The 11,984-nt window shown below is 39.1% G+C and carries 11 protein-coding genes; all 11 read left to right on the top strand.

Going from position 1 to position 11,984, the window contains the following annotated elements; all coding sequences use genetic code 11:
• The first annotated feature begins 7 nt into the window (after positions 1–7).
• The 11 genes from J8M00_RS18090 to J8M00_RS18140 all read left to right on the top strand — a co-directional run bounded on the left by J8M00_RS18090 (position 8) and on the right by J8M00_RS18140 (position 11,942).
• Positions 8–1,198, top strand: coding sequence for a UDP-N-acetylglucosamine 4,6-dehydratase (locus J8M00_RS18090; protein ID WP_211011922.1), 1,191 nt, complete (start codon positions 8–10; stop codon positions 1,196–1,198).
• A 12-nt stretch (positions 1,199–1,210) separates the two neighbouring features.
• Complete coding sequence (locus tag J8M00_RS18095) at positions 1,211–2,359, top strand: LegC family aminotransferase (RefSeq protein ID WP_211011923.1); 1,149 nt, start codon at positions 1,211–1,213, stop codon at positions 2,357–2,359.
• Positions 2,356–3,510, top strand: coding sequence for a UDP-N-acetylglucosamine 2-epimerase (neuC, locus tag J8M00_RS18100; RefSeq protein ID WP_211011924.1), 1,155 nt, complete (start codon positions 2,356–2,358; stop codon positions 3,508–3,510). Before J8M00_RS18095 ends, neuC begins: the two co-directional genes overlap by 4 nt.
• On the top strand, positions 3,500–4,519 hold the full coding sequence (neuB, locus tag J8M00_RS18105; protein ID WP_282099824.1) for an N-acetylneuraminate synthase: 1,020 nt from the start codon (positions 3,500–3,502) through the stop codon (positions 4,517–4,519). The genes neuC and neuB overlap by 11 nt, the downstream gene beginning before the upstream one ends.
• Position 4,520: 1 nt before the next feature.
• Complete coding sequence (locus tag J8M00_RS18110) at positions 4,521–5,465, top strand: ATP-grasp domain-containing protein (protein ID WP_211011925.1); 945 nt, start codon at positions 4,521–4,523, stop codon at positions 5,463–5,465.
• Position 5,466: 1 nt separating this feature from the next.
• On the top strand, positions 5,467–6,150 hold the full coding sequence (locus J8M00_RS18115) for an HAD family hydrolase (protein ID WP_211011926.1): 684 nt from the start codon (positions 5,467–5,469) through the stop codon (positions 6,148–6,150).
• A gap of 75 nt (positions 6,151–6,225) precedes the next feature.
• Positions 6,226–7,287: a nucleotidyltransferase family protein gene (locus J8M00_RS18120; protein ID WP_211011927.1), complete on the top strand. Its 1,062-nt coding sequence runs from the start codon at positions 6,226–6,228 to the stop codon at positions 7,285–7,287.
• A gap of 1 nt (position 7,288) precedes the next feature.
• A complete protein-coding gene (locus J8M00_RS18125) occupies positions 7,289–7,981 on the top strand; it encodes a cytidylyltransferase domain-containing protein (protein ID WP_211011928.1) in 693 nt (230 codons plus the stop codon).
• Between the two features lie 116 nt (positions 7,982–8,097).
• Complete coding sequence (locus tag J8M00_RS18130) at positions 8,098–9,396, top strand: hypothetical protein (RefSeq protein ID WP_211011929.1); 1,299 nt, start codon at positions 8,098–8,100, stop codon at positions 9,394–9,396.
• Positions 9,397–10,707, top strand: a complete 1,311-nt coding sequence (locus J8M00_RS18135; RefSeq protein WP_211011930.1) for a hypothetical protein — start codon at positions 9,397–9,399, stop codon at positions 10,705–10,707.
• Positions 10,704–11,942 (top strand): oligosaccharide flippase family protein, encoded by a 1,239-nt coding sequence (locus J8M00_RS18140; RefSeq protein ID WP_211011931.1) that lies wholly within the window; start codon positions 10,704–10,706, stop codon positions 11,940–11,942. Before J8M00_RS18135 ends, J8M00_RS18140 begins: the two co-directional genes overlap by 4 nt.
• Positions 11,943–11,984: the final 42 nt, after the last annotated feature.

Below are 11,984 nucleotides of genomic sequence, written 5' to 3' on the forward strand. Positions count from 1 at the left end.
ATTCAGCATGAAACAAACTCTCAATTTGATTGGCAGAAAAGAAGCATTATTTACTCAAGATATCTTAGCTGCTGAAGAAGAACTAAAAAAAGCAGTATCTACATCTCGGTTTTTGGTGTTAGGTGGTGCAGGTTCAATTGGCCAAGCCGTCACCAAAGAAATATTTAAAAGAAACCCAAAGAAACTTCATGTTGTTGATATTAGTGAAAACAACATGGTGGAGTTGGTTCGTGATATTCGCAGTTCTTTTGGTTATATAGACGGTGACTTTCAAACGTTTGCTCTAGATATTGGTTCAATTGAATATGATGCCTTTATCAAGGCTGATGGCGAGTATGATTATGTTTTAAATCTATCGGCATTGAAACACGTACGCAGTGAAAAAGACCCGTTCACTCTGATGCGTATGATTGATGTAAATGTTTTCAATACAGAGAAGACAATTCAGCAGTCTATTGATAAGGGTGTAAAGAAATACTTCTGTGTATCAACTGATAAAGCTGCAAACCCAGTCAATATGATGGGGGCATCAAAGCGCATCATGGAAATGTTCTTAATGCGTCGCAGTGAAGAGATTGATATTTCTACTGCTCGTTTTGCGAATGTTGCATTTTCTGATGGTTCTTTGTTACACGGATTTAATCAGCGTATCGAGAAGAAGCAGCCTATCGTAGCTCCGAGTGATATCAAACGTTATTTTGTTGTACCTCAGGAGTCCGGTGAACTATGTTTAATGTCGTGTATATTCGGTGAAAATAGAGATATCTTCTTCCCTAAATTGAGTGAGTCTCTACACCTTATCACTTTTGCAGATATCGCTGTTAAATACCTCAACGAACGCGGTTATGAACCTTACTTGTGTAAAGACGAAGATGAAGCGCGAGAGCTTGCCAAAACACTACCTGCAGAAGGTAAGTGGCCTTGTTTATTTACTTCAAGTGATACAACGGGTGAGAAAGATTTTGAAGAGTTTTTCACCGATAAAGAAGTGTTGGACATGGAGCGATTCGAAAATCTAGGCATTATCAAAAACGAAGCGCTTTATGACAATGAGCTTTTAGAGTTGTTCGAAAATACTATTGCCAAATATAAGTCAGACAAGCAGTGGAGCAAAGAGGAAATCGTAAAGCTATTCTTTACTATGATCCCTGATTTTGGACATAAAGAAACAGGTAAGTACCTCGACAGCAAAATGTGATTTGGAGCCATAATGACGCCATTAAAAATCAATGACTTTGTGCGCGAACTTTACGCAACAAATGACTTTATTCCACTACATGCGCCTACATTTCAAGGTAATGAAAAAGCCTATGTTACTCAAACAATTGACAGTACATTTGTCTCAAGTGTGGGTAAATTTGTCGATGAGTTCGAAACAAAAATGGAAGAGTTAACAGGTTCTGCTAAGGCGGTTGCTACGGTAAATGGTACTGCTGCATTACATGCAGCTTTGTACATGGCTGGGGTTCGCGCCGGTGATCTTGTAATTACTCAGGCTTTAACATTTGTGGCAACGTGTAACGCTGTGCACCATATGGGGGCAGAAGCTGTTTTTGTTGATGTATCGCCAAAAAGCTTAGGATTATGCCCTAAAGCGTTAGATGAGTTTTTGCAGGAACATGCAATTCAAACTGAACAAGGGTGTATTCATAAACAAACTAAGCAGCGCTTTCAGGCTGTAGTGCCTATGCACACCTTTGGTCATCCTGTTGAGCTAGATGAGTTAATGCAAGTATGTAGTAAATGGAATATTACCATTGTCGAAGATGCTGCAGAAAGCTTGGGCTCATACTACAAAGGCGTGCATACGGGGACTTTTGGTGAGTTTGGTGCAGTTAGCTTTAATGGCAATAAAATAATAACAACGGGCGGTGGTGGTATAGTTTTGTGTAAATCAGCGGAAGCTGGCGCTCATACCAAGCATATAACCACTACAGCAAAGGTGCCCCACCCATTCGAGTTTTATCATGACGAAGCTGGCTTCAATTATAGAATGCCAAACTTGAATGCCGCATTAGGGTGTGCTCAATTGGAGCGGCTTGAATTATTTGTAAAACAGAAAAGATTGCTTGCAAACAAGTATTGTGGCTTTTTTGCAAACTCGGACTTTAAATTTGTTGTTGAGCCTGAATACGCACAATCAAATTATTGGTTAAACGCCGTAATATGCCCAGACAAAGAGGCAAGAGATAGGCTACTTAAAGAGACGAACGCAGCAGGTGTGATGACTAGGCCAATTTGGCAATTAATGCACAGATTACCTATGTTTGAAAGTGCACTGCGAGGCGATCTAAGTAACTCTGAATATATTGAATCTAGGCTAGTTAACTTACCAAGTACTCCTTTGGAATTAATATGAAAGTAGCATTAGTTACAAGCACAAGAGCTGACTTTGGCTTATTGTTGCCTCTGATACAAAAGTTAGAAGCCGACCCTTCTTTTTCTGTTAGCATTTTGGCTACGGGCAGTCACACAGATAGCTCGCGGGGTGACACACTTCAAGAAGTTCACAATGAGGGTATCCAAGACCTTCATGTGATAGAAGTTGATACTAATGATACGTCAGATGTGGGGGTTGCGGTTTCTGCAGCACACACTTTAGAGAAGTTCTCGACTAAATTCGAAGAGTTGAAACCGGATCTAGTAGTCTTATTGGGCGATAGGTATGAGATTTTATCGGTCACAATGGCGGCATTTTTATTAAAATTACCTATTGCGCATATCTCAGGTGGAGATGTAACCACGGGTGCTTTAGACGATTCTATAAGACATAGTATTACCAAATTATCTCACATTCACTTCCCTACAACTGAGGAATATCGACAGAGGGTTATCCAGTTAGGAGAACAACCTGACCGAGTATTCAACGTAGGGAACCTGTGTATTGATAACGTAAAGATGCTTGAGAAAGTTGAGCTTAAAGAGCTTGAACAGTTTTTAGAGTTTGACTTGAATAGATTCAAGCAAAACATATTAGTTACTCTGCACCCGGAGACAACGAGAGACAACCAAGCATCTTTGAATGATGCTTTTTTTAATGCGTTAGCACAGTTAGAGGACGTGGGTATAATTATTACCTACCCCAATCATGATGCCGGCGGGGATACCATTATCGAAAGCATTCAGAACCTTAAACGACAAAAAGGCGAAGCAGTATGTGTGCGCGAGTCGTTAGGCATGCGCCGTTATCATTCATTATTGACTCATGTAAATGCAGTAGTTGGTAACTCCTCCAGTGGGATCACTGAAGTACCGTCATATGGTATACCAACAGTTGATGTTGGTGACCGACAGCAAGGTAGGATCAGAGCTGAGTCCGTTATAAACGTCGATTATGGTGATGCAAGCATTCAGAATGCAATCACCCTAGCTCTGGGTGAGAAAATGCAGCACGCGTGTTTATCCGCAACAAATCCATATGGCGATGGCAATACCGCAGAGAGAATAGTTGAAACCCTGAAGCGTATCGAAACAAATGGGTTAATTAAGAAGGTTTTTTATGATGCATAATATTAAGCATGTTTACATTATTGCTGAGGCGGGCGTAAATCATAACGCAGACTATGATATGGCTAGGGAAATGATTAAAGTCGCAAAGGACTCTGGCGTAGATGCGGTTAAGTTTCAAATAGCTGTGCCAGAGCTTGTTATGACTAAGTGGGCCGACAAAGCTGATTATCAAGAAGCAAATACTGGCGGTGATGAAAGTCAGCTAGAAATGTGTAAAAAATTACACTTGAAATTGTCAGACTACGCTGGCCTTAAAGATTATTGTGATGAGCTTGGAATTACGTTTTTAGCAACTGCATTTGACCAACCTTCGTTCGAAGTACTCAAAGAGTTGGGTGTAGATACGTATAAAATACCTTCTGGTGAAGTAAATAACCTGCCTTATTTACGAATGCACTGTGAAAAGGGTATTAAGATTATTCTTTCAACTGGTATGGCAACAATGGCAGAAGTTAAAGAAGCTGTTGCTGTATTGACTGAAGGTGGTGTCGATAAAGCGGATATCACAGTGCTCCACTGTAATACTGAATACCCAACACCTATGGGAGATGTCAATCTTAAGGCTATGGCTCATATTCAGAAAGAGCTAGGGGTAGAAGTAGGTTATTCTGACCATACCAAAGGTATCGAAGTACCTATTGCTGCTGTTGCTCTAGGGGCTACTTGCATTGAAAAGCACTTCACATTAGATCGGACATTGCCTGGCCCAGACCACATTGCAAGCATTGAGCCTGATGAACTGAATTTGATGGTTAGTTCAATAAGGAATATCCAAGAAGCAATAGCTGGAAGTGGTGAAAAGAAGCCCTCGGAAAGTGAAAGTAAGAATATCGCCATTGCGAGACGCTCAATCGTTGCGAGTGGCGCAATCAAAAAAGGTGAAGTTCTCACGGAAAAAAATATCACAGCAAAGCGTCCAGCAACGGGGTTGAGCCCAATGCTTTGGGATGAAGTAATTGGTACTGCTGCGATTAAAGATTACGCTGAAGATGACCTAATTGAGTTATAAAATGAACAAGACTGTATTATTCCCAAATGCTGGCAGAAGAGTTGAGTTAATTAAACGTTTTAGAGCTGCGGCTGAAAAAAGCGATATTCAACTGACCATTATTGGAACTGATATTACAACGGATGCACCAGCGCTCCAGTTTTGTGATGCAACTTACATCTTCCCAAGAGAGCGTAATGAAGCAACAGTAGAAAAGTTTATCGACCTTATTGCAAAGCACAACATCGATATTGTTGTTTGTACTATTGATCCGGACCTTGAGTTTTTCTCTAAATACAGAGATCAACTATCCAACGTGAATGGACGTAAAGTCAATCTATTATTATCTGATGTGAGTGTTCTCAATGCATCTTCAGACAAACGTAAGACAGCTCGTTTTTTTGAAAGCATTAATGTTCGAACACCTGAAATTCTGAATAAACCGACTACTTTTCCTGTATTTGCAAAGCCAAATAATGGAAGTGGCTCATTTGGCGCCAAGTTACTTAAAGACGAATCTGAACTTGAAACGTATTTAAAAGAGTTTGGTGAGCATGATCCCATTTTCCAACAGTTTATTTCTGGGACTGAGTATACTATAGACTGCTTTGTAACCGATGACGGTGATGCTGTTGCTTCTCCTCGAGAGCGCGTAAAGGTCAGGGGCGGAGAGGTAACGGTCAGCAAAACAGTAGCACTTCCAGAGTTGGAGAAGCAAGCGAAAGAAGTTCTGTTATCAGGTGGTTTTTATGGCCCTGTAACACTTCAGGCAATTGTGGATGAAAAGCTAGGTGTTGGTTATTTTATTGAAATAAATGCACGCTTTGGTGGCGGCTCTATTTTATCTATTGAAGCAGGATTAAATAGCCCGAATTACATATTGTCAGGCAGTCCAGATTGGTTTGAAGGTCTGAGACGAAATCTCACAATGATGAGATATGACATGTCAGTATTTAGTGAAGGTTAAGATGAAGAAGCTGGTAATCTTTGATTTAGATGACACTATATATGCGGAACAGCAATATAACTTGGCATGTTATCGTGCAGCTGCTGATAAATTTCACGAAGACTTTAAAGTAGATATATATCCTTATATTTTTCAGGAGTTTAGTCAAGGTAATTACCGTGACTTATTCTCACTGGCAATACAAGAGGTCGGGGTGGAGTGTTCAGAGGACTATATTCGAAATGAACTCGTTTCAACTTATAGAAGTTACCAGCCTGAGTTAACCCCTTATGATGGGTTTGAGCGTCATATTAGTAATCTGCGTGATAAATATGCGTTAGCAATTATCACGGATGGACCTTTAGATATTCAAAAGGCAAAAATTAAGGCCTTGGGAATTTCAAAATACTTTGATGTTATTCTTTGCTCTTCAGAGTTGGGTTCTGATGTACGTAAACCAAGTGCTCAACCTTATGAATATGTGTTAAATAAGCTAGGTATGTCACACAAAGATAGCGTTTACATTGGTGACAACAAAAAGAAAGATTTCGTGTACCCAAATAGTTCAGGTATGCATTCTATCCATATATTAAATAAAGTGGAGAATGATAACCTCATCTACGGACGCCAAGAAGGCGAAAGTGCGCAACATTACTGTGAGTCGTATGAAGAATTAGTAGTGTTGTTAGAGTCTATTTTTGAATAATAGCTTTTTGTAGCTAAGTATGTTGTACAAAGTTAAATCGCTGAAAAAATCACTAACTGGTGATAGAGAGAGTATATGAGCCACTGTTGGAAAAACGCATTAATTTTTGAAAATTACACAATCAAGCAAGCCCTTGAAGTAATAAATAGAGAAGCTTTGCGTATTGCAATTGTTGTTGATGAAGACGGCAAATTAACAGGAATGATCTCAGATGGTGATATTCGTCGAGGTTTACTTGAGGAAGTAGCGCTAACTGATTTAGTTACTGAAGTAATGAATACTACACCAGTAACAGCGATAGAAGGCACGCCTAAGCATCAACTTGTTGAGTTAATGCGAGAAAAAGATATTTTATCTATACCTTTGCTTGATTCTGAAAATAAAATTGTAGGCCTCGAAACACTACACAGCGCACTTCAAATAGAAAAGCACGACAACCCTATATTTATTATGGCTGGCGGGTTTGGGACACGACTCAGACCGCTTACAGACAACTGCCCTAAGCCAATGCTTAGAGTCGGCGGTAAACCGATGCTAGAAACTTTGATAAATCACTTTAAATCAAGTGGATTCTATAAGTTTTATATTTCGGTCCACTATTTGCCAGAGGTGGTCACTGAGTACTTCGGCGATGGAAGTAAATTTGGCGTAGATATTACCTATGTATACGAAGACAAACCACTAGGCACGGGTGGTGCCTTATCACTATTGCCGGATGATATTCCTAAGTCTCCACTAATAATGGTGAATGGCGACATCTTAACAAATGTAGATTTTGCAAAGGTTGCGCATTTTCATGAACAAAATAGCGCAGAAGCGACTATGTGTGTTAGAGACTATGAAATCCAAGTACCGTTTGGTGTTATTGAAGGGGAAGGTCATACAATTTCGGGTATCGTGGAAAAACCTACCTATCGTTACTTTGTTAATGCCGGGATTTATGTGATCTCTCATAAAGTGATAGAGTCTCTAAAAGGGAAAAATGAGTATTTGGACATGCCGACACTGTTTGAGCTCAAACAGCAAGAAGGACAGAAAGTGCTCAAATTCCCAATTCATGAGTACTGGTTAGATATAGGCCGACATGACGACTTTAATAAAGCGCAAATTGACATTCACAATTTAGGCTTAGTTTAATATGTTGAAAGTATTAGCGATTGTACCTGCTCGGGCTGGAAGTAAAAGACTTCCTAAAAAAAATGTAAGAAAGCTTAATGGCATTCCGTTAGTTGGCTACACCTTGAATGCCGCAACGGCTTCAAAATATGTTAGCCACACTATCGCAACGTCAGATTGTCCAGAGGTTTTAGCGATAGCAAAAGAGTACCCAAATACAACGGCATTGCTACGTCCAGATGAACTTGCAAGTGATACCGCAACCTCAATTGATGTTGTAAAACATGCTATTGATTATGCGCAAGAGCAAGGCATTGAGTTTGACACGATTTGTTTGTTGCAGCCTACTTCGCCTTTGAGGGATTCGGAAGATATCGACAACGCGATAGAGCTATTTATAGATAAAAGTGCGAAGGGTGTCGTATCTATGACTGAATGTAGCCACTCACCGTTGTGGGCGACTCCACTGGAAACTGAGGGGCAATTTAAGCAATTTTTAAGTACGCTGACTGGAACACGTTCACAGGACTTGCCAAAATATTATCAACTGAACGGTGCGATTTACCTTGTTGATAGGGTCATTTTCAACCAGGAGGGGAAATTGCTTTTTGAACAGGAATTTTATCCTTTCATTATGTCTAGTGAAAACTCGGTTGATATAGATACAGAAATTGATTTTATGACAGCTGAGCTGTTAGTTAAAAATAGAATTTAGTCTTTATCTAATGTCTTTTGCATTAGCTCTTTTTATGGGTGCCAACTACTAACTGCGCTCAAGCCTCTATAAGTAACCAAAATTTAGTTGAATTTTATTATTCGGATGAAAAATATATGCAGTTAAGTGGTATCTATTACCAAAACGCAATTTCAAGGCTGGTATTGTTTCTATTTTTCTTTACACCATTTTTATCATTGTTAGTTTACAATGCCTTTGGAGTAAAGATTCTAGCTGCAGTACCTGCTTTGCTCAGAGACATGTTAGTATTGCTTTTTGTCGTGTTTGGTGTGATCTACAAATTCTTCTTAGATAGAAGAGTTCACTTTACTCTGTTACTTTTTTTCTTATTAATTACATCTATCTCCATTTCAATTCTATCTGTAAATTTAAATTCCGTAGGCTTTGATGAATTTGTAAGTGTTATTGCAAACAACATTAGACGCTTTATATTTCCATTTCTAATTTTTTACTTCTTCTTATTTTACTTTAAACACAAAGATATAAACTTACTCGCTAAGTTTATTACGGCATTTTGGATTTTTGGCCTTTTTGAATGGCTTATGCCACTCATGTTTTGGGAGAAAATGGGGCTTTTAGAATACTGGAACGAGTATGCCAATTCCGTATCGTCGACAGGGGGAACTCATGATGAACTGCAAGGTTACCCTCGATTGTTTACATTTGATACATATTATTTAATTGGACAAAAGTCTAGGCGATTGATCTCTTTTTATATCGAGCCAACAACGACTGCTGCATTAGCCCAGGCGTCTGTTATTTTTGGGTTGCTGTTCAAAAGAAAAGCGATTGTTTGGTTAGCGAGCATTGCTGGCTTTCTGACTTATTCCAAAGGCTTTATTATATTTTTTATTCTTTTAACGCCAATGTTAATTCTATATAAATATGTATCTCTTCGTTTGCTGAAATTTTACTGTAACATAATTGCTTCTTTGCTCTTTGGTATGCTATTCGCTGGCTTTTTTATCTTTTTAGCATTCCCTCAAATTGTTCAGTTCGGGTTGTTCGCACACTTGGAAGGGCTGTATGAATATTTCATTCACTTTAATATTCTTGGTTACGGTGTGGGTAACGTAGGTAGTTTTAGGTTTGATTCTATGTGGGGGGGAGTATACCACCGCGTTGGCGTCGAATCTTCATTGGCAAATTTAATATCTCAACTCGGTGTATTAGGCTTCTTAGCTGTTTATGGCTTATTCGTATTCTTCTTAAATAGGGCTATCACAGAAAAAGAGACCATTTATGTCTATTTTGGGGTGATCTTGTATGTATTTGTATACTCTACAAGTAACTCTTCCACAGGCTACTCAGGTAACTTCCTAATTTATTTGCTTGTTGTGATTGTTTATAAATATTCATCCATGAACTCCATTAAATTGGAAAAAGGGAAGTAAATGCCTAAGGTACTGTATTTAGATAATTTTAATAACTTTGACTTTTTTCTTGAGCTTTCTAAGCAGGCAAACAATATTGATATGGATTTCATTGTTTTTAACAACCAGAAAGATGTGGTGGTTAAAAAAACGGATGCTCAGAGCTTTATCTTAAAAGCAAACATGACAAAATCCCCTAAGAGTAATGCAATTACTGACCAAGAGTTTCGAATTGCAATAAAAAATGATCGCTTGTTAGGGTTACTACCAGAGAAGTTGAGCTTGAGGTTGATGAAGGGCTATATCAGTCAGCTTGAAGAAATCCTCGATGCTAAGCAATACGACATTGTATTAGGTGAAATTTCCTGGGCGCTGGAATATTTAGCGTTTTTGCTGTGCGAGAGAAAAGGGGTTAAATATAGGCATCTATTAAATTTACCTCTGCCGAAAGTGAGGGCCGTGGCGTTTGATGCTGACCATAGCATGGCAAGCTTAAAAGAATGTGCAAATTGTCCATCGGACTCTTCATTTGAAATTAGTTATCAAAGCATGTGTGTACGTGTAAAAGAATGCTTTGAAAAAGGCAATCTTCCAATGAATTATAAGCCACTCATTTCGAGCGATTATAGAGAGTGGAAACCTCTTTGGTGGTTGAGTGCGTTCTCGTACCATGCTAACAAGCGTACATATGTGCCCTTGTATGAGAAAAGAGCTGTAACATTGAAAGAAGCCTTGAGCGTTTCCAACAAAAAAGTGCTTTATTTCCCGCTCCATGTTCAGCCTGAGTCTACACCAGATTATGTATCGCCTTATTACAGTGATCAGTTTGAACTAATCGCAAAGGTGAGCGAGCAGCTCGGCGACGAGTACGTTATCCTAGTAAAAGAGCATCCAAATAAATTCTCCCCAAGATCTGTAAAATCATTTGAGAAACTGAACAAGATTAAGAACGTAATATTCTTGTCGTTATCAGAAAATGCAAAAGATATTATGGAAAAAGCGGATCTTGTGCTCACTATCGCTGGTACAAGTTGCTTGGAAGCAGTCAATATGCGCAAACCTTCGGTTGCCTTCTCTAATATCTATTACACAGATCTGCCGGGTGTATTCGACGGTAGGCAAGCACTAGAGAAAAATCAGCTAAAATTATTGCTTGAAACTGCGCTAGAACATACGGAATTTAGTGACAATGCTAACGGTCTTGTTGAAGAGTTTGGCGTAATCGGCTTTGTGCATGATCCAGCTTTATTTCCGGAGTTATTGGAAAGTCACAATCTGAAAGCGGTAGAAGACCTTGTTGTTCACTTGTGTGAAAGTAGGATTGATCCTTGAAAAAAGCAATAAGTGGTGTCCTTGGTATCAAGGTATTAAATCAGTTATGTGCATTTTTGGTATCTATCGGAATTGCACGGTTTTACGGTGAATACCAGCTAGGTCAATTTGCTTTGTTTACGACACTGGCTATGGTGTTTTGTATTGTTTCTTCTCTTGGTAGCAATATTTATGTACAGCGAGAGCTTTCCGGGGAGTCTTTAGAAGATAATAAGTACTTACTTGCGCAGGCTTGTTTATTTCGAGCCTTTAACACCGGTATTCTTATTATTTTAGCGGGTATATTTAATGCTGTAACGGACTCTTTTGATTGGGGTGAGTTTGCCGTATTTTTTGCAGTTCTATTTTTCTTTCAATTTCTTAATTTTGCTGCTTATCTACTCAAATCTCAAAGTAAATTTGTGGTGTCGGAATTGCTTGAGTGGGGTGTATTCAGACTCGGCATTGTTATTGGCTTTGTTGGCTCTCTGATTTATCTAAATGCTGATATCATTTACATGTCCCTATTGGTCGTCCTTGCGTTGACAAGCGGCTTTGTAATTTACAAAGGTCAGCCAAAGCTGAGGTTGGAATCGGCAAACTTTACTTTTGACTTCAAGAAAGTAAAAACCATTGCAGTCGGATCACTCCCATTTCTAGTAACGCAAATCTCCGCATTATTGCTTATTTACACTGATACGTTATTTATCGCGGCTTTGCTTGGATATGAACAGCTGGCTTATTATGATGTATGTTATAAATTAGCAGCAGTGGTGCTATTCTTAAATGCTTCGATTACATCGGTCATCTCTACCAGAATTAGCCAGCTTTATAAGGCTGGGGAGCTAAGCTCTGTACACAACTTGGTTAAAAAAGTTTGTGTTTACGCGTCACTTGCTGCAATTGTTGGCTTTTTTGTAGCCATGTTGCTATCTAAATTTGCATTAGGCTTATGGGGAGAGGAGTTTATACAGTATAATGATCTGTTTATGCTGTTATTAGTAGGAATTCTCTTGCAATTTGCTCTGAGCGCAACTGCGACGTACCTTTCTATGTCAAGCAAAGCGAAGTTGTGTGCTAAAATTACGCTTTTGTTTGGTACGGTGAACTTATTGCTCAACCCATTGCTAATCTCAATGTATGGGCTTATAGGGGCTGCAACTGCAACGTTGTCAGCTCAGGTGGCAATAACGTTATCATGTGCATATTTCTATTTAAAACAGCGCAAAGCTGAGCTACTCATCGTGGGTAAATAAGCTCGTTTGCGAGAGAGTTTTGTTAAATAAATATTTTCGTAG

It is taken from the genome of Pseudoalteromonas luteoviolacea, assembly GCF_018100925.1.
GTDB classification, from domain to species: Bacteria; Pseudomonadota; Gammaproteobacteria; order Enterobacterales; family Alteromonadaceae; genus Pseudoalteromonas; species Pseudoalteromonas obscura.

What these genes read in the sequence shown, in the direction of transcription:
- J8M00_RS18090 (WP_211011922.1), top strand. Translation starts at nt 8, where the DNA reads ATGAAACAAACTCTCAATTTGATTGGCAGAAAAGAAGCATTATTTACT.
- J8M00_RS18095 (WP_211011923.1), top strand. Translation starts at nt 1,211, where the DNA reads ATGACGCCATTAAAAATCAATGACTTTGTGCGCGAACTTTACGCAACA.
- neuC (WP_211011924.1), top strand. Translation starts at nt 2,356, where the DNA reads ATGAAAGTAGCATTAGTTACAAGCACAAGAGCTGACTTTGGCTTATTG.
- neuB (WP_282099824.1), top strand. Translation starts at nt 3,500, where the DNA reads ATGATGCATAATATTAAGCATGTTTACATTATTGCTGAGGCGGGCGTA.
- J8M00_RS18110 (WP_211011925.1), top strand. Translation starts at nt 4,521, where the DNA reads ATGAACAAGACTGTATTATTCCCAAATGCTGGCAGAAGAGTTGAGTTA.
- J8M00_RS18115 (WP_211011926.1), top strand. Translation starts at nt 5,467, where the DNA reads ATGAAGAAGCTGGTAATCTTTGATTTAGATGACACTATATATGCGGAA.
- J8M00_RS18120 (WP_211011927.1), top strand. Translation starts at nt 6,226, where the DNA reads ATGAGCCACTGTTGGAAAAACGCATTAATTTTTGAAAATTACACAATC.
- J8M00_RS18125 (WP_211011928.1), top strand. Translation starts at nt 7,289, where the DNA reads ATGTTGAAAGTATTAGCGATTGTACCTGCTCGGGCTGGAAGTAAAAGA.
- J8M00_RS18130 (WP_211011929.1), top strand. Translation starts at nt 8,098, where the DNA reads ATGCAGTTAAGTGGTATCTATTACCAAAACGCAATTTCAAGGCTGGTA.
- J8M00_RS18135 (WP_211011930.1), top strand. Translation starts at nt 9,397, where the DNA reads ATGCCTAAGGTACTGTATTTAGATAATTTTAATAACTTTGACTTTTTT.